We start from the raw sequence: 18,109 nt of genomic DNA, 5'->3' as shown, positions 1-18,109 counted from the left end.
TCATGACAACCACGTAATGAACCTTACAGCATTGTTTCCAGCGCAAATATAAAGACGATATTTTCACCATACAACAACCTAAAAATCAATAAAATAAATTCGGTAAACATCAGTAACAAACGGTAAGAATCGGTAAATAAAAACAGTTATATTTACTCTAAAATTTAGACATAATATAAATAATGCGCGTATCTACCGTATTGTGGCGAGATGTTGATTGTCATTTATGATACCGTTCAAATAATATAGGAATATAAAAGGCTATAAATAAGGATGTTGCAAAACGCATGTTAATCCCCATTCATTTTATATCTTACCATGACATTGCCATCGGTTTCAACTTTACAGTTTCCACCATGAACATATACATAAACTTTAGCCACATCGCTTTGCCTTACATGTAGTTTAGCCCGATCATATACACTTACAAAAACTTTGGCACAATCCTCCACTTCAAGAGTCAATTCACTATCATGCCGCAAATGGAGAGTAACAACTGTAAATTTACCGAAAGAAAGTTTGCCTGAACATTTACCGTTCAGTACATATACACCATTGTCGCCTCCGATCACTGGTTCATCAACAAAAATATGGTTTTGATGAAGCAGACTCCGGTCAAAATTGCCTTTTATATATTCCACCGTCGGATAATCGTGTTCAATACAAAAATCAATGCCCCGTATATACATTCCGATCAATTCTTGCTGGCTTTTATTGTTTTGCCAGTCACCTTGCCATTGTGTGCAGAGGCCATACGATACGGCATGACCTCTCAATTCACTATTCAATCTGTTCATAATCATATATTAAACTTGTTTACACCGTTTATATTCCTATGTAGTATATCCCTGATTTCTTCCACAAATTCCACATTCTTTGCTGTATTTATCTGTATCATTGTCAGTTGTTGTAATTGTGCTTGTGCTATTACATTATAGGCCGGGAACAATTCTTCAACCAATCTGCGCACATACTCCCGTTTAACACTCACGTCAGCCCGGATTGCATTTATATAAGAAGCCAAAAGGTTAGCGGTATTTTCAGTAACATTCTGTATGCCTTTAGATAAACCACTTCCACTGTCTTCTTCCTCTTCCTTCATACTGATACCATATTTCTTTTCCATATAGTTATTCAGTTTGTCAAGCATGGAATAGTAATCATCGGTTTTCTCACTTACCCCCATTAGATAGTCCGCAATACTTTCCAACTCCTTTTCGTCAAGAGAGAAATCCTTGCCGAAATAACCACTCATTCCATCCTCACCAAAAAGCATCTTTTGAAGCTGTTGCATGGCCGGTTCCAAAATACTTATTTTGAGAATGGAGTTCATAACATCACCCATAATGTCGGCAACCTTATTTTTGAAAGCTTCGGCACCATCCTCGCCTTTCTGCCATGCCTCATACAAGGCATCTCCCAACTGCGAAGCCCAGTCTTTCAAATTAATGCCATAAAGAGATTCAGCCGTTTCTTCGGCAAAATCCTTTATTTGCTGTTTCATCTCCGCAATCTGATTCTCATAATCAGCCACTTTGCTATCATCCGTCTTCTTCTTGTCAATTTCGGCTTGCCGCTGTTTCTCCAATTCTGAAAGTTGTTCTTGCATCAAGGCACGTTGATACCCGTATGCACCGCCTTCATCGTATGCCGAAACACGTTTTTGAAGTTTTTCCGCTTCCTGCTTATATTTCTGCAAAGACATCAAATCGAAGATGTTGATCTTCCCCTTATTGCGTATTGCCTCAATCTGATTATTTAATTGATTCAACCGGGTACGGTCATTTTCTGCATCTACAAGTTTTAGTTCCGTGCCACTGCCCAAGAAACGTTCAAGAATACCGTCAATCTGTTCGTATATATACTGCAACTGTTGAGCACGAAGTTTACTTTTTTCAATAGCCTTATCAAGCTTTTTGTCATGTGCTTGTGCTATCTTCCCAATCCAGTTTACAGCTTCACCGGCAGCGGCAGCAATACCACCAACTATTCCACCTTTGGCGAATCCCTGCCCGATATTGCTTATAGAAGACATGGCATCCTGCACATTACCCATCGTGTCGGCCATACCCTCATTGCCCAAAGCATCGAACATGGAAGACATCTGCCCTGCAAAATTGCCGACAAGATCAGCACTTTCAGCGGCACTTTCTCCTATGGCTGCAATCTTTTCTATGGTACCCTTTTCATCTTTATCTCCACTGGAGAATAAAGAACGAATATTTTTTATGAGAGTGGCAAACGGATTCTTCTGTAATCCGGCCTTATATAAGTCTTGTATGGCTTTCTTTAACTTCTCAATTTGAGAATATTCTCCTGAAACATCAATCCGTTTACCATTCTCATCCAAATACCAAGAAGTAAAAGCTGTTGGCTTTCCATTCTTGTTTTTAGTTACAGAAGCATTATCAATAATCTGTTGCGCATAATCGGATGCTTGCTGTATCTGTCCGTATGATTTATAGGTCTGATCTCCAAATATCTGTTCCCATACCGGAAGAAGTTCAAGCAGTTGTCCCCTTAGTTTTGCCAGTTCCTCCTTATATTCGGTAAAAAGAGCTTTCTGTCCGGGAGTCATGCCTTCAACATTCCCAACAAGTTCATTATTTTCACCAATGAAGGTGCCGGTTAAGGGAGCATATTTCTCGCTTAAGTCCCGTATCTTTTCAGCGATAGATTTGTATTTGTTGAGGGCAGTAACTTCTTTCAGCTTTACTTCCAAACTATCTTTTTCAATAGCTTCTTTAGCTTCCTTCCATGCACTGAAAAACTGTTTATACAAAACACTGTCTTTACCTCCAAGTGATTCTGTGGCCTCTTGTTCGGTGAAAGTCAAAGGTATATATACCCCTTTATCCTTCATTTTCTTAGTTACCTTTTCAGCTAATTCCTCGGATTTCTTCTCATATTCAGACAATGCTCCGAAAGCGTATAAAGAAGCATCCTTCTTACTTGCACCGGCATTGACAAGCTGCTTGTATATATCCCATTTCTTTGAAACATCAGACACGTACCTTTCAAGTTCCTTTGCGGCCTTATCCGAAGCTTCTTTCATAGCGTTGGCATCAATATCCAGAAGTACTTTCCGTATAGAGACTTTCAATTCCCTACGTTCTTTGGTTTTATCGTCAAGCTGGTTAAGAATCTTATTCAATTCATCCCGATAATTTTCAATATCCACAGGTTCTTTACCTTTGAATAAGGAGTCAAAAATACCCGATCCTTTAACCTTATTGGCAGCTTCTCCCTTTCCAACAATGTCAGTCCACTTCTTATATTCAGAATATGCCTCCTTTAGTAAGTTTACCCGTTCTTTCAATCTTTCAGCGAAGGCATCCTTTTTGCTCTTATCCTTACTTGGATCAGTGAGAGAAAAACCGATTTCTTTAGCTCCTTTCTCACCGGCTTGCATTGTGTCGAAAGCCTTTTTATAATCTGATACAATTTGCTTCTGCCAGTCGGGAAGTTTTGACAAGTCAATAGCTCCAATACCTGACAAATCTATTCCGGCTTTAATCAATACCGGCTTCAATTGATTTGTTATCTCTTTAGCTTCCTTATACGCTTTTTGTATTCCTTCAATAATTTTCTCTGAATCCGTAGAAACCTTTATTTGAGCTTCAAATTGCCCATCTGTGGCTTCATTGAACTTTTTCTGCAAATCTGACAAGCTCTGAATAGTTTCCGTATATTCAGCATTAATCTTAATATTGAATTGTTTTTCAAGAATCTCACCATTAAGAAAATTCCGTATATCTACCGGCATCTCTTTAAATTGATCCAAGAAAGAACTTATATCCAAACCGATAGCTATTTTTTGAGCGTCACTCAAATTGTCTAAATTCCATCCGGCAGCTTGTAATCGTGACTTATATTCAGATATGAAACTCTGCATATCCGGTGATACTTCTTCCTCAAAAACACGTTTAGAGTTTTTCCATGCCTTCCGCAGCTGAAAAATATCATCCCTATATCCTCCCGTGAAAGGTAACTCATTATTCAAACTGGCTAATGCCTTGGGATATTCTTTGATTATATCCAACTGCTCTTTCAATGATTTGCCCGAAGCGACTTTAGCAAAATCATCATACTTGGCTATAACTTTCTGCATGGCAGTATAATACTCTATATAGCTACCAGCCATACGGTCTATAATCTTGTCTATCTGCTTCTCTGTCTTGATGTAGTCTTCAATATTTTCACTAAAGCTTTCGTCAAAATAACCATCAGTAGCATCATTCGCATATTCAGATGTACCTCTTATGGCATTCAACAATCTATAAGCCTCTTTTGTATCATCCAAAGCATTCCGAAGCAATATATATTGTTCCGCAAGGCTTTTAACTGTATTTCCTTCATCATCAGTCTTAAACGTTTCATTAAAAGTATCTGCCCAAACCGGGGAATAATCCTTTAATGCTGTTTTCATTTCTTCAATGGAAGCAATCAGTGAGGCATCATTCGCCTTAAAAGGATCAACATCAGCAAATTTTTGAGCTTCTTTCGTTAGGTTCTTGAAACCGTCTTGTGCTCTTGTTGTCAACTCGGAAATACGCTCGTTCATTTCGTCAGCCTTTTGCCCGGACTTATACCATAATTCAGCAATGGCAGTAAGCCCAGTAAACAAAAGCATGTATGGATTAAAAAGCAAACCTTTTAATGCAACTCCTACTTGTTTTATACCATAACCCAATGAGATCATGGCTACACGCCATTTACTTGTTGAAAGTGCAGCCGACATTTCAGCACGAGATATACCAAGTACCTGCACAATATGACCGGCTTGTCCTGATTTCAATTTTCCAAGTGCCATTAACCGCAAGGCATACTCCTTAGTTAAAGCTCCACTACTTGCCAACGCTTTCCAATCTGCGGTTGTCATAGTATTACTTGAAGCTATAAGTCCTTTTTCCGCATTAGTAAGTGTACGATAACTGGATGCGACAACAAGATTGGCTGCTGCCTTTTGCTTGGCAGCAAGCGTACTTTTTATAAGAGCCGCACTTTCATTCCCAATCAAGCGGTTTGCGCCAAATGTAGCTACCTTATATACTCCAAAGGCTCCAACGGCAGCTTCGATAGCCGGTACAACTTCTTTCCAATTTTGTGCAAGGGTGGTAAGGCTTTCGGCAGTCCATTTCAATGTACTACCCGTTGACTCCGCAATATCACCAAGCATAATGTCAATCGCATCAGCCAAGTTCTTCCATTTGGACTTAACTGATTCTGAAAGAACTTCCTGCATATTATTAAACATGCCACCATCATCCGTAAGTTCCCAAAGAACATCTTTTACATCCTCAAACGTAACCTTCTTTTTCGAGATCATATCAAGCACTTCACCGGCACTGACAATGCGGCCTTCCAACTTGCTGAATCGCTCGGCCAGTTTATCCACCATAGGAATGTTCGCTTCCGTCAATTGTCGTAATTCCGTTCCTTTCAAGAATTTAGCAGCCTTTATCTGACCGTAGGCCAATATGATACGTCCCATATCAACACCTACACCGGCTGATATATCAGCCAGCCTTTTCATGGTATCATACAATTCATTGTATGGTATAGAATACGCGGAAAGTTGTTTGGCATACTGATTCAAGTCCATAACCCCGAACGGAGAAGCAACAGCCAGTTTCTTAATCTGATTGAATATGGTTGTAGCTTTGCCTTCATCTTGCAAGATAGAGGCCATTGCAATTTTCTGATTCTCCAACTCACCACCAATATCAACCACTGCACGTAAGAAATTTTGTGCCGCATAAATGGAGTATAGCCCCAAAAATTCATTTCTTAATTGTCCGACAATACTCAACTGGCTGTTCATTGCTCCATTCATATTGAGAGTGGCTGTCATGTGCCGCCTTGCTGCATTGGCTGATCTCTCACGGGCATTAGCCAAATCCAGTTCCGCTTTGGCGGCACGGGCGGCTCTTTGTCGCGCAAGCTCACGTGCAGCTGCGGCAGAAGCCTCCGCTTTGGTTTGAATGGCTGCGGCTTTGGCGGCGCGTAAATCACTTGCTGTAAAGTTTGTATTCAACCCGGCGGCTTGCAAGGCGGCACGGACAGCTTGTGTGGTACTGGCCTTATCCACTACCACATTGATCTTAAACTTCTCACTTTGAAGCAAAGTCTTCATATCGCCAACCAACTTCTTCTTGTCAAAACCCACATCAAGTTTTGCCTGCAAGTCTTTGGTGATTTCCGCTTTCAATTTTTTACGTTGTTCCGCTGTCTTATCACGGAACAGTATATCAAAATATAAATTACCGAGATCAGCCATATATTATTGTGTTTGTGTTACTTATAATCATTAATGTTAATTGCTGTTTCTCCATTGCCATACTTATCTTTCCAGCGTTTGGCAGCATCCTCTATTTCGCTTACGGAAGGGGATTTGAAGTTCTTCGTATCGTGCTTCTTTTCCTTGTTGTCCTTGTCACAATCTGTAACCACAATAGACACATCCATTGCCAATAGTTCAATTTGTGCATTTGTAAGTACCCAATAAATACCAAACAAGGGCTTGCTTATTGGAATCCCAAATACTCTCAAAGGCTCTGTCAGCCACGGATAGGACTTGCCTATTTCCCACGTTTGTCCGTAGCTGGTTCGTGAAGGATATGCTCTGCTTCCTCTTTTGTCATTGTCATCATCGTGTCCTTCATCGCGGTCAGATATATGGTAGCAGTCAAGTAGTCTTCCACTGGAATTTTTTTTTTGCCGACGGCTATAACCTTCATCAGCTCATGATCTCCATATTGTTTGATATAAAAGAACCATCGCCACAAGAAAGGATAGAAGAACTTGATCTTCCAATATCCGTTCAAAATGATAGCGGCTGCACATTGGCAACTGATCTTATCATCATTTCCCGATTTCTGCATGGTACTGGTGAATTTGCGTATAGTCCCTCTTTTCAGCCATGAAATACCATATTTCTTTCCTCGGACTTCCACATAGTCCACACTGTCTTCCAACACATCATTCAATAGCCTTTCATCCTCCGGTGTAGGAAGTGTTATGTCATTCTTCTTTGTCATATTTTATCGTGTTTTATACGAAAAAAGGTGGTGGCCGGTATCAAGTAGCTCACCACCTTTTCGCTGATATGAATTTTGCAAAGTGTTATATCCTAAGTTTTTTATTCGGACACTTTTTTACGTAAAATGTAAATAGAGGCACCCTTAGCATCATTCAACGGAGAAACAGATACATTAAAGTACCCCGGCTTATCCTGCTCGCTGACGAAGTTGCTATACCCCTCAACATTCGGTAAGAACAAGGCTGTTTGACGGTCTTCACTACGCATGAAGAGTCCTCCGATTACTTTCTTCGGTTCGATATTGTAACCTTCACCTTCATAAGTCTCACCATCAATGGTAGCAGTCATAGTCACCGTTTCCGCTTTCTTGTTCAGTAACAAGTCATTGATCTTTCCTGCCACGGAAGGTACTTGAAACTGAATATCGGAATCTCCAGCATTAGCAATAGAAGTCCAAGTTGCTCCAGTTGTCAACTTGATCTTGGAAACATCGGCAGCTCCGGTATCAAATGTAACTCCGTCAGAGAGTACCGGCAGCTCCATATCAAAAGCCGCTAAAGTTGCGAGGTCACTATTGACTTTGGACACATAATAAACCTCCTTCATCTGATTAAAGAGCACCTTTAACTCTTCCAGTTTGGTAGTAATAGAAATCTCTGCCATAATCGTATCTTTTTAAGTTTGTGTCATTTGTTTATTATTAGCTTCGCTTGTATTATTAAGGAATGAAAACCGAGTCCGTCATTTCCTCCGGGAAGCAATCGTGGACTTACAGCTGAAAACAATTCCGTCACTATTGGAAATTTTGAAACCACTTCCATTTGCATTTCATCCAAACGGACTGTATTCTCAATACCGTTTGAGCGATCATGCGCAAAAACGTTTATCTGACAGTAAGTGTCTTGGTAGGTACTTCCTTTATCTTGGATAGTTTGTGGCAACCGGATAACAACAAAGTCCTTCATCGCCTTTTGTTCAGCAGCCGGACGATCTGTTATGAAAACCTTTTCACCAATGCCGGTTACTGCATCAGCGATTTGTTTTAATATATCCATACGTCTATAAACTGTCCGTCCCATCATTTCATTGGTTTAAAGTTCTTGAATAATGTATTTTGTGCCCTTTGAAATGTTCCGGTCAGAACATCTGCATTCAACACATTCTCCAAATAGGTTGAATATTCAGTACCCGTGCACATTACTATCTCAAATCCTTTACGTGATTCCGACTTATATCTTTTCAAGAAATCAAAGGAGAATGCTTCGCCATAACCTTTATCAGTTTCTATTGTTCCAGTAAAACGTCTGTTCTGATTATCATAACTGACACCTACAAATGTTTCACCTTTAGTCAGCTTTACTCTCACCGGTTGTTTCATTGAATCTCCACTACAAACGAAATAGGAAAATCTACCGTCCATGAATAATCCGCACGCATAACTGGTTATTGTATTACCCGTAAGATTCCGAAAGCCTGACTTGTTATCAAGTGCATCTTGGATAAGTTCTTCACAGCATTTAGTCAAGACATCAAAGATATATCCTGAAACAAGCTCCTTTGCCTTCCTTATTCCTTCATCAAACAATACTTCATTGCTCCGGTTATCCATGCGTTAATTTTTTGCAAGATTGAAATACACAGTTGTTCCCAAATTTCCGGCATAGCTATCAGTAACCATACATTGAGTGAAAGTGCCTTGTCTGTCCGTGACATCTATCAGATCACCGGCCAATATTCCTTCAACAATTCCGGGAAGGCTCAACAGATAATCGCTCTTTATCACATTATCGGTTTTGAATGTCCGCAAATTTGTACTACCTTCCTTTCGGCATATACCTTCATACAAGATCACCTTCTCACCATCACTGAAAGAATCCTCACCTATAATTCGGTAAACAGTACATTTGTGCGGATGCCGTGGATTATTTACTTTCATACTCAAAAATTGACTATTCTGATTTTAGTGCCCTTTACAACTTCTTCATCCCATTTCTCATACAGTTCTTTCGCCATTTCACGGAGTTGCCGCTTGTCGTATGCACTGGTCTGCCAACCACCTTCCTTATGCTTCCATCCCCCGTCACTGTCTTCGGTATCATTCTTACTGCTTGGAGTGCTTGCACACCACATGTAAATATCGGCAGTGGCAAGATCAAGCTGCCTTTCGGTCAGTTCACTTACCATTGTTCCAAAAGCGATTTTCCGCTTGACAAGAACCCTTTTGAGGGCGTTGTCCGCTATTTCATAAGCAGTTGCGCCACTCAAAAAGTCCTCAATGGTCATATCTTCCGTATGAGAAAGTTCCTCATTCATTCTTGCATGAATTTAAGAATTACACAGTTACAGTAGAGATGAACATATACTGTGGCATTCTCGGCACACACATTTGGGCGGCTTCACTTTCAATATAGATTGAATGTGTTTCAGGATTGGCTCTCTGTGTCAGTTTCAAGCGTCCACCGTCATAAGAAGCAACCTTGTTTGCCTCATATCCCAAAGTCAAAGGCTCCACACCTTGAATAGTACCGATCTGACCTACTGGTATAAAGGCAATATTGGTGGCCTTGAAGTTCTCCACTTGTTCAGTGATAAGATCAGGTTGTCCGTCCGCATCCTTACCGGGCTTGTCAACAAAAGCATAGCTGTCACGTGGCACGATTTCATCCACCTTAACCAGTTTCTTGAAAATGGCTTTCAGGCGGTCTTCATCTTCATTCTGTGCATTGGCAATAACCGTACTATCATCCGTCACAGTCGGATAGAGGGAATGGCCGATACGTTTAAGAACCGTGGTATGAGTCATTAAATCATCCCATAAGTCCTGCGCCAGCTCCATCCTGATCTTGCCCAAATAATGATATTTGCGGCGAATCTCTTTCACTCTGTTCTTTACATCCATAATCGGATCAGAGGCAGAGCCTTGATTTGCCGGAATATGTTCATCCTTAGTCCACCAGCGGCTTGTGCCGGCCAATACTTGATAATGGTTTTCAGGGATATTAAAGTCAATAGTGATACCCTTCAAACCACGTGGGTTGTTATCAGTATCAATAGTGAACTTACCCGTGGAAACAATTCTCATTCGCTGGTGAGTAAGCGCATTGTAGTACGATCCGATAAGACCGTCAGCACTTTCATCAAGCAAGCCCAAGAACACATTCTGCATCTCTTCCGTCAATGCGGACATGCCTACCCGTTGCAACAGCTGCAATTGTTGTCTCACAGTCACACGGTTCAAACGGTAGAACTTCTTTTGAGTCGGGATATTACCCGTCCTTCCTTCGAGTTCTCCCAATGCAGCTTCATAACCCGGACTTTCCGGATCAACGTAAGCTGGCAGCGTTTTCACGCCGAGGCTCGTAATAAGCTGGGAGAAAGTATAATCCAACTTGGTTGCTTCAAATTCAAAACCATCAATTTGAAGTAGGTCATACTTCTCCTTGTAACGGTCAATAAATTCTTGCCAAGTGTCCCCACCAAGCCCATACTCGATAACCTTGTACAAATCAATAGGAAGTGTATTCATACAATTGTCGTATTTTAAATGTTGTTTTCAAATTCTTTTACTGCACCCATACAATTTGAGGAAGTGTAGTAATCTTTTGCAGGATAGCGACCACTTCTTCGTCAAACATGTACTGATAAATCTCTCCGGCATAGACTACTGTCCCACTGGCCTTTGTGTTGCCACTGGCTACAAGAATATCTTCTTGCAAATAACCATTAATGCCAAGAGTGGTAATATCTGATTCAGCCGCCTTGATCTGTGCATCCGTATAAGCGGTGAATGTCTTACCTGAAAGATTAAACTTCACAGCTGTACCGGCAGGAATCTTGCCAACCGCAACCCAATCGGAAATGTTGCTCACCATACCACCGCCCGGATAACGGTGACGGATTTCACGCCACACTTTACGGGCATGTCCGTATTTCACGGTGTTCACATCAAACGTGTTACCCATTGTTCCCATACATTTATTGTTTTAGAGTTAATAATTTCAATTCTTCTTCCAGCCTTCCTTCTTGCCTTTACGTTCAAAGTATCTGCTGGCTGCATTGTGTTGTGTTCCACCTGAACCGTCAGAAGTTCTTGGGGCGGTGCCATAACCCCTGCACGCCTTATATTCTGCATCATATTTCGGCAGAAATTCAGTAACCAGTTCATCCACAGTTTTCTTGGTATCGAAAGTTACCCCTTGTAAGGTCTTGCTCAACACATAATCATCATTCGCTTGTTTGGCCTTCATTGCAGCCGTAACCTTCTTCAACAAATCAGCTTGAACCTTTTTGCTGTCTTCCGCGTCTAAACGTGCTTCCAGTTCTTTCAGTTTCTTCTCCAGTTCATCATCGTTTTTCGGTGGTACCGGTGGAGTTGGAGGTGTCGGGGGAGTCGGTTGGGGCTTATAGTTTTTCTTAAAGTCCTCAACTCTGGTTGCGACATCATGGTTGTACTGTCCTTGCATCCCTTTCAGAAAATTCACAGCCTTGTTCCAATAAGCCTCGTCAGGCTCCGAACCTTCGGCTATGGGATTAAGTTCTACATACGTCTGTAATGTCTGCGGTGAAAAACTGGTTTCTCCAAGTTTCTCACTTAATGTGGATAAGATTTTTTCTTGTTCCATCGTGTTTATTTTGTGTTTATGTTGAATAAAAAAAGAGTCAGACAATGCTTTTTGCATCAATCTGACTCTTTGGTCTTATTTTCCATTTAATAGTGGGCAGTATTGGACTCGAACCAATGAAGACGAAAGCCAATAGATTTACAGTCTATCCCGTTTGCCACTTCGGTAACTACCCGTTTTGCGGAAGCAGAAGGATTCAAACCTCCGAAGCCTTTCAGCTTGCCTCTTTAGCAAAGAGGTGGTATCGTTCACTCACCCATACTTCCAATATGCGACCTACAAGATGTCTCGGTGAAACCACCGCATTTCCCTTGTATTTCGGACGTTATTCATTCTGTGTAGCGTATCAGAGAATCGAACTCTAGTTTCCACCGTGAAAAGGTGACGACCTAACCGTTAGTCGAATACGCCATTTGTTGAGATACAAGGATTTGAACCTTGAATAGCAGAACCAAAATCTGCTGTGTTGCCATTACACCATATCTCAATATGCGCGAAGAGAAGGACTCGAACCCCCGACAATCAGGTTTGGAATCTGACGTTCTTCCAACTGAACTATCTCCGCTTCATTGCGCCCGGTGATAGAATCGAACTACCGACCTTTACATTAACAGTGTATTGCTCTACCAATTGAGCTAACCGGACAATATACCTATACTCACCTAACCTGCGATACCCCATTTCAGCGTACCTGTGGGAATTGAACCACACCGTATAGGTTTTGTGGAAAGAGATGAAATCGAATCACCTTAACCGGATTTTCAGTCCGGCGCATACACCACGTCTGCCATCTTTCCATATTCTCCCTTTATCCCCATACGCCACATCGAAGGGAGAAACAATGCGGCAACTCCAACTATTGTTGCGGAGATTCGACTCGAACGAATGACCTTTGGGCTATGATCCCAACGAGCTACCAGCTGCTCCACTCCGCGATATTATCCTGAAAACTACTTTGTACCCACAATATCCACATTTATGTAGTTCTTGCATCTACGACACTTCACTCTCAATATAACAACACCATTGACATAGCTTATATCAGTTAGTTTCTGACCGCATATCGGACATAAAACTATCTTGTTGTATATTTCCCTTTGATCTGCATCTTTATCCGCACTAATTTTTATCATACTCCATGTTTTCGTTGCAAATATATGTACTGGATTTCTTTTCTCAAAACATTTTTGATATTATTTTCTATTAAAATGTAGAAAATAATACTCTTTATGCGTATTTTTGTACTGCAATATTAGAATCAGAGCTTATAGGCCGGTCTCCACATGTGTAATGTGAGGATCGGTTTTCTTTTTATGGAGAAATATAGTGGAATAAAAACGGTTAATGCCAGTTTGGTGCTTGATTATGAATATATCCAAATGTTAAGGGACGCGGATAGGAAAATTCCTAATCCGAATAAGATAATCGCACAAGGTGGAGGGCAGGAAAACATGCTCTCCACCCCGGCTGATATTACCATCTGTGGGGGATGCCGTGGAGGAAGTAAAACTTTTACTCTTCTTATGGAAACATTGAAAGATATAAAAAATAAAAACTTCCGTTCTGTGCTTCTCCGGCATGAGATAGACGATCTCTCTGATATGGTAGAAACATCATCCACCTTATATGATGATTTTGGGGAATACAACAAGTCCAAAAACGACATGCGCTGGAATTTCTATAAAGGTGGATTTTTAAAATTCAGCTATCATGCTGACACACTTGACGATTTCAAAAAGCGTTTTCAAGGTAAACAGTTCGCATATATAGGTGTGGATGAAATAACCCACATGGAATATCTCAAATTCAAATACCTTATCACTTGTAACCGTAACGCCTTTCATATCCGTAACCGCTTTATCGGAACATGTAACCCTGATCCTGACAGCTGGGTTGCAAAATTCATTGACTGGTGGATCGGAGAAGATGGTCTTCCAATCCCGGAACGTGATGGCAGAGTCCGGTATTGTTTTATGGACGGGGACAATGTTTCAGGTATATATTGGGGAGATACCCGTGAGGAAGTATATGAGCAATGCAAGGATATTATACACGCCTACTGGAAGCCGGAGTATGAGCAATATGGCACACCACAAGAACTGTTTATCAAGTCGGTTACTTTTATTGAAGCAAAACTTTCCGATAATGTAAAACTGATGTCTTCTGATCCGACCTATTTGGCTAACCTTGTCAACCAGTCAGACGAACAACGCGCACGCGATCTTGACGGTAACTGGAAATACAAAGCTGCCGGAGATGATATAATAAAGCTGACTCACATGGAAGCCTTATACCGCAATTCCATGCAGATAGGTGATGGAATACGCCGGGTATCATGTGATGCGGCATTTGAGGGTGGCGACAGTCTTGTCATGTGGCTGTGGGAAGGATGGCATATAAGAGACATATTTGTTTGCAAACTTGACAGCAAGAAAACAGTCGATACCGTAAAAGCGATGCTGGAAGAATGGCATGTAAGAGAAGAATGCTTCACCTATGACCTTAACGGACTCGGACAAATATTCAAAGGCTTTTTCCCGAATGCAATCCCATTCAACAACAAAGAAGCCGTGGAAGAGAAATTCAAATACATCTATGCGAATTTAAAATCACAAGCGGCATATCTGTTCGCACAAAAAATTATCAACCGGGAGATTTCCATTGAACCGACTCTTCTTGAACGCAAGTTCTCCGGCAAAGGGTTTGAGAAAGTTCCCCTTAGACAGATTCTCGACAAGGAAAGGAAAGCGATACGAAAGGATGAAGACAGTGAAGAGAAAGGCTGGACTATTATCAAGAAGATTATAATGAAAAAATTAGTAGGTCATTCTCCCGACTTCATAGAAGCATTGCTTATGCGAATGATTTTTGAAATTAAACATAAACGCAAACACATAAAAGGTTTAGGATTAATATGATAGCAGAGATTCTTACAAAAAAGCCTTTTGCAAGGGTTACTCCCGAAGGTTACTTGCAAGGCAGGATTACGAGCGATTTAAGAAACGCATCGTTCACAAACAACAGTGATAGGCTGACATGGCAGCTCATTTCGCAGGCTGATTTTATCCGTGAGTTTTATCCTTCAGGGCACAAGATCAATTCGGAATTGTTTTACCCGGACAGACTGAAATATGACGAAGAGAAGAAACGGTTCTTCCGGGAGAAAGTATTCCGTGCTTCTTTTCCCTTTCAGATGATAATCACTATCCAACAACTTGTACATCTATGTGGCAATGACATTCATCATGAGCTGACCGATACCAAAGTTGATGAAAGTTCACGGGAAATATTTCTCGAATTTCAAAAAGGATGGCTGGATAAAAATATGGAGATTGCATTTTACGAATATGCCAAAAGTGTAAAAATAACGGGAGATGCAGCAATCGTATTCTATATGAATGAAGGCAAGGTGTTCACCAAGAATCTCTCCTATTTTGATGGTGACACTCTTTATCCTCACTACGATTCCATAACCGGTCAAATGACACTGTTTGCCCGGCGATACAGCGACTATGACGAAGAGGGAAAGGAACTCATTTCTTGGGTGGAAGTGTGGGATAATAAAAAAATGTACCGTTACCGGCAGGATAAAAGGGGAATAGCCGGAGCAATAAACAAAGTGAAACAGTATTTCGGTATTGAAGGATATACATTAGTGGAAGAACACGATCATGGATTTACCGAATGTCCGGTTGTATATTATCGGGACAAACACGGTGCCTGCTGGAGCTTTTCACAAGATAATATCGACAAGTACGAACTGGCTATTTCCCATTTGTGTCAAAACAATATGGCATACGCATTTCCAATCATGTTACTTAAAGGTGAAGATGTTGAGATTCAGGGAGATATGTATGGTGCGGTAAAAGCTATCACTATGGGGAAGGATGATGATGCAGGCTTTATGAATCGTCCCGAAGCATCACAATCATTTGAACTTCAAATTAATACATTACTTAAAATGATTTTTATGGGGAGTTTTGTTGTCATGCCTCCCGAAGTAAAGTCAGGAGATTTACCGGGTGTTGCTATCAAGCTGATCTATTCACCATCTTTGGAAAAAGCCATGATTGACTGCAAGGAATTTGACGAATCAATAGACAAAATGAAACGGCTGTTCCTGCACGGATATGGAACAGAAAAAGGCCAACTTACCAAATTCCTCAATTTGAAAATTTTTTCGTGGGCAGTTCCATACGTCCACCAAAATGCAGCCGAATTGGTATCGAACTTGGTACAATTAGTCGGTGCCGGTATTTTATCAAAAGAAACCGGCTCGGAAGAATCCGGCTATGGAAAAAACAATGAATGGGATCGTATCATGCGTGAATATAAGGAACAGCAACAAGCTGACTTGCTATATCAACTGAAAATCAAGAAAAATGAAAATAAAGAGGGTAATGCAAAATGATCTGTACCAACGCGGAGCGCGAAAGCAATCCCGTACTCCGCGCTCTGAATCCAATGTAACTATACATTAGGAAAAGCCGCCTCTGCCTACATAAAATAGACAGAGGCTTTACTTTTTCAACAATTTGGTTGATAAGCTTGTGTTATAACAAGTCAGCTTCTACATTGCAAATGTAATGAATGAATTGAATATGACACTACTTTCGATACAATTTTTTATTATAAGGCTTTCGAGGATATTTCCGGTTAAGCTTCTTTTGCAGATCATCATTGATACTTTCATTCAGAAGGATTTTAGAATTTAGCACCCGGACTTCTCCAGTAAGTTCCATAATAGTTTTAGATTGTGTCGCATTTTGTTTTGAAAGCTCAACATTGGCAATAGCCAGTTTGCTGCATTCTGATGCAAGATGATTGAGTTTCTTTGTGCTGATTAATGATAATCCAAACATAATATTCTGATATTTAGTATGTTAAATAATTATATTGCTGATACGGGAACGGCAAAGCATTTACAATGACCGTGATACGGTGGTAATTTGTCCCATTCCACATGAAATCCGACTTCATCGTCACAAATGTTACAAGGATAGGAGCTGCCACGCATGACAAAGAACCCTACGGCTCCACAGGCTTTAGCCTGCAATTCCCAATGCTTCATCCAACCCTCTGCCACAGCATACTCCGTCAAATCTGACAGTGCAGTCCAAGAGCTTACAGTACGTCCTACTCCAAAAGACTCCTGAACACCGAGTCTTGAAATAATCGGATAACCCTTTGAAATAGCTCTCTGTACATGCTCATTAAGCAATGGCGTTTTTACCGACTGCCTGATAGATGAAAGTAATTTGTCTTTGGAAAGGTTCAGTAGTAATCCGGCGGCAATGGCCGTTTCAACCTCCTTTGAAAACCGGTCAACATATTCTCTTGCACGTTGTGTGAAGGTTTTGCCGTATGATTCTCGCGTTATACATGTTATGATTGCATCCTTATTATCCTCATGTGTCGCTACTGCCAAAGTATAAGTATAGTCTTCAATTATTTCAAGAAGGGATAAAATAATGGCATCCACTTCCTCCTGCAACTGTCTGTTTGCTGAAAAACGGAATAGTTCAGGGCTGATCTTGTACCGGTATGAAATATCTATAATTTGCTTTGCCGCCTCGATCATTACAATTTGAAGATTGGTACGCATGGATAGCTCCGCATCCAGACGTTGACGGAGGTATTCTTTGGCCTCTTCAATTTCCTTATCAGTCGGTACCCTCATTTTTATGTTCCTCCTTAATACCTTCCTTGATACTATTCATGTTTCTCTCTTCTTCCAGTATCTTGGCATCATCTTCCGGTGATACTGGTTGCTGCAAGCCTCGTAGCCGTTCGGTAAGATCAGAATAGCTTTTAAAAAACTCTTCCATAAACTTAACGTCAGGGGTTGCATTACTAATAAGGAAACATACTTTAATCCATGTTTCCAAATATTCACGAAGTTCCTTATTGTTGGTTAACTCCCGAATCCGGGAAAACATTCCGTTATCATCCCGAAAACGCATACTCCAAAAACCTGACACTGCCTTAATACTGATCCAGTCATGTTCACTACCATTATCCCTCGTAACAATAAAGTTACCTACCTGAATACCATTTGTTTTTTTGCTCATAATCCTATTTTTAATTTACGTTCAAATCTATCTCCAAGATTAAAAAAGTATTCCTTACCGTAAGAGTTTATACGTTCTTCATCCGATGATACTTTATTCATTTCATAAATCAAGCAACTATACCTATCATCATCAGGAAGAAGCCCTTTGCACTCTTCTCTGATATAAATATGATGCTTCCCATTTACCCAATAAAATTCAGAGAGAAATCCACCAAGAAGCATTTCAATCATTTTTTGGTGTCTGACAGACAATTCTCCTTGCACTGCTATATCCATTACAATGCTCTTACCTTCTATTGTCTTCAATTCACATGAATAGTTCAAGGCCCGAAGAATAGACATCAGCTCAACACTTAACTCTATGTGATTCAT

At 40.6% G+C, this 18,109-nt stretch carries 18 protein-coding genes and 8 tRNA genes; 2 read left to right on the top strand and 24 right to left on the bottom strand.

Annotated elements, in window-relative coordinates:
• Positions 1-290: 290 nt before the first annotated feature.
• The 20 genes from HMPREF9447_RS23820 to HMPREF9447_RS23735 form a co-directional block, all read right to left on the bottom strand.
• Positions 291-803 (bottom strand): hypothetical protein, encoded by a 513-nt coding sequence (locus tag HMPREF9447_RS23820; protein WP_005794401.1) that lies wholly within the window; start codon positions 801-803, stop codon positions 291-293.
• Positions 800-6,280, bottom strand: coding sequence for a hypothetical protein (locus tag HMPREF9447_RS23815; RefSeq protein WP_009132269.1), 5,481 nt, complete (start codon positions 6,278-6,280; stop codon positions 800-802). The genes HMPREF9447_RS23820 and HMPREF9447_RS23815 overlap by 4 nt, the downstream gene beginning before the upstream one ends.
• A 17-nt stretch (positions 6,281-6,297) precedes the next feature.
• Positions 6,298-6,519: a hypothetical protein gene (locus HMPREF9447_RS23810; protein WP_008775833.1), complete on the bottom strand. Its 222-nt coding sequence runs from the start codon at positions 6,517-6,519 to the stop codon at positions 6,298-6,300.
• A gap of 62 nt (positions 6,520-6,581) precedes the next feature.
• On the bottom strand, positions 6,582-7,040 hold the full coding sequence (locus HMPREF9447_RS23805; RefSeq protein ID WP_004326772.1) for a hypothetical protein: 459 nt from the start codon (positions 7,038-7,040) through the stop codon (positions 6,582-6,584).
• A gap of 101 nt (positions 7,041-7,141) precedes the next feature.
• Positions 7,142-7,705, bottom strand: a complete 564-nt coding sequence (locus tag HMPREF9447_RS23800; protein WP_004326773.1) for a hypothetical protein — start codon at positions 7,703-7,705, stop codon at positions 7,142-7,144.
• 23 nt (positions 7,706-7,728) lie between these two features.
• Positions 7,729-8,097, bottom strand: coding sequence for a hypothetical protein (locus tag HMPREF9447_RS23795; protein ID WP_224205391.1), 369 nt, complete (start codon positions 8,095-8,097; stop codon positions 7,729-7,731).
• Positions 8,098-8,120: 23 nt separating this feature from the next.
• Positions 8,121-8,651, bottom strand: a complete 531-nt coding sequence (locus tag HMPREF9447_RS23790) for a hypothetical protein (protein WP_004326776.1) — start codon at positions 8,649-8,651, stop codon at positions 8,121-8,123.
• 3 nt (positions 8,652-8,654) lie between these two features.
• Positions 8,655-8,978, bottom strand: coding sequence for a hypothetical protein (locus HMPREF9447_RS23785; RefSeq protein WP_004326777.1), 324 nt, complete (start codon positions 8,976-8,978; stop codon positions 8,655-8,657).
• A gap of 2 nt (positions 8,979-8,980) precedes the next feature.
• Positions 8,981-9,355, bottom strand: a complete 375-nt coding sequence (locus tag HMPREF9447_RS23780; RefSeq protein WP_005794411.1) for a hypothetical protein — start codon at positions 9,353-9,355, stop codon at positions 8,981-8,983.
• Positions 9,356-9,374: 19 nt separating this feature from the next.
• Positions 9,375-10,568, bottom strand: coding sequence for a major capsid protein (locus tag HMPREF9447_RS23775; RefSeq protein ID WP_005794414.1), 1,194 nt, complete (start codon positions 10,566-10,568; stop codon positions 9,375-9,377).
• A gap of 37 nt (positions 10,569-10,605) precedes the next feature.
• Positions 10,606-11,013 (bottom strand): hypothetical protein, encoded by a 408-nt coding sequence (locus HMPREF9447_RS23770; RefSeq protein WP_244267664.1) that lies wholly within the window; start codon positions 11,011-11,013, stop codon positions 10,606-10,608.
• 27 nt (positions 11,014-11,040) lie between these two features.
• A complete protein-coding gene (locus HMPREF9447_RS23765) occupies positions 11,041-11,664 on the bottom strand; it encodes a hypothetical protein (RefSeq protein WP_005794419.1) in 624 nt (207 codons plus the stop codon).
• A 93-nt stretch (positions 11,665-11,757) separates the two neighbouring features.
• A tRNA-Tyr gene (locus HMPREF9447_RS23760) sits at positions 11,758-11,839 on the bottom strand.
• A 6-nt stretch (positions 11,840-11,845) separates the two neighbouring features.
• A tRNA-Ser gene (locus HMPREF9447_RS28625) sits at positions 11,846-11,930 on the bottom strand.
• A 73-nt stretch (positions 11,931-12,003) separates the two neighbouring features.
• Positions 12,004-12,075, bottom strand: a tRNA-Glu gene (locus HMPREF9447_RS23755).
• 5 nt (positions 12,076-12,080) lie between these two features.
• A tRNA-Gln gene (locus tag HMPREF9447_RS23750) sits at positions 12,081-12,151 on the bottom strand.
• Between the two features lie 5 nt (positions 12,152-12,156).
• Positions 12,157-12,229: transfer RNA gene (locus HMPREF9447_RS23745), tRNA-Trp, on the bottom strand.
• Positions 12,230-12,236: 7 nt separating this feature from the next.
• A tRNA-Asn gene (locus HMPREF9447_RS23740) sits at positions 12,237-12,309 on the bottom strand.
• A 79-nt stretch (positions 12,310-12,388) separates the two neighbouring features.
• A tRNA-Phe gene (locus HMPREF9447_RS28620) sits at positions 12,389-12,461 on the bottom strand.
• Between the two features lie 65 nt (positions 12,462-12,526).
• Positions 12,527-12,599: transfer RNA gene (locus HMPREF9447_RS23735), tRNA-Met, on the bottom strand.
• A 348-nt stretch (positions 12,600-12,947) separates the two neighbouring features.
• On the opposite strand from HMPREF9447_RS23735, the gene HMPREF9447_RS23725 reads away from it, so the two are divergent.
• Positions 12,948-14,582, top strand: a complete 1,635-nt coding sequence (locus HMPREF9447_RS23725; RefSeq protein WP_005794423.1) for a terminase large subunit domain-containing protein — start codon at positions 12,948-12,950, stop codon at positions 14,580-14,582.
• Positions 14,579-16,075, top strand: coding sequence for a phage portal protein (locus HMPREF9447_RS23720; protein ID WP_005794425.1), 1,497 nt, complete (start codon positions 14,579-14,581; stop codon positions 16,073-16,075). Before HMPREF9447_RS23725 ends, HMPREF9447_RS23720 begins: the two co-directional genes overlap by 4 nt.
• Positions 16,076-16,271: 196 nt before the next feature.
• Here HMPREF9447_RS23720 and HMPREF9447_RS23715 read toward each other — a convergent pair whose 3' ends face one another.
• From HMPREF9447_RS23715 to HMPREF9447_RS23700, 4 genes are read right to left on the bottom strand one after another with little or no spacing between them, the layout of a single operon-like run.
• On the bottom strand, positions 16,272-16,526 hold the full coding sequence (locus tag HMPREF9447_RS23715; RefSeq protein WP_005794429.1) for a hypothetical protein: 255 nt from the start codon (positions 16,524-16,526) through the stop codon (positions 16,272-16,274).
• Positions 16,527-16,555: 29 nt separating this feature from the next.
• A complete protein-coding gene (locus HMPREF9447_RS23710) occupies positions 16,556-17,344 on the bottom strand; it encodes a hypothetical protein (RefSeq protein ID WP_005794430.1) in 789 nt (262 codons plus the stop codon).
• Positions 17,328-17,735 (bottom strand): hypothetical protein, encoded by a 408-nt coding sequence (locus tag HMPREF9447_RS23705; RefSeq protein ID WP_005794432.1) that lies wholly within the window; start codon positions 17,733-17,735, stop codon positions 17,328-17,330. Before HMPREF9447_RS23705 ends, HMPREF9447_RS23710 begins: the two co-directional genes overlap by 17 nt.
• On the bottom strand, positions 17,732-18,109 hold the full coding sequence (locus HMPREF9447_RS23700) for a hypothetical protein (protein ID WP_005794434.1): 378 nt from the start codon (positions 18,107-18,109) through the stop codon (positions 17,732-17,734). The genes HMPREF9447_RS23705 and HMPREF9447_RS23700 overlap by 4 nt, the downstream gene beginning before the upstream one ends.

Source organism: Bacteroides oleiciplenus YIT 12058, assembly GCF_000315485.1.
GTDB classification, from domain to species: domain Bacteria; phylum Bacteroidota; class Bacteroidia; order Bacteroidales; family Bacteroidaceae; genus Bacteroides; species Bacteroides oleiciplenus.
The sequence above is the reverse complement of the archived record's forward strand: the minus strand, read 5'-3'. Positions and strand labels throughout refer to the sequence as shown.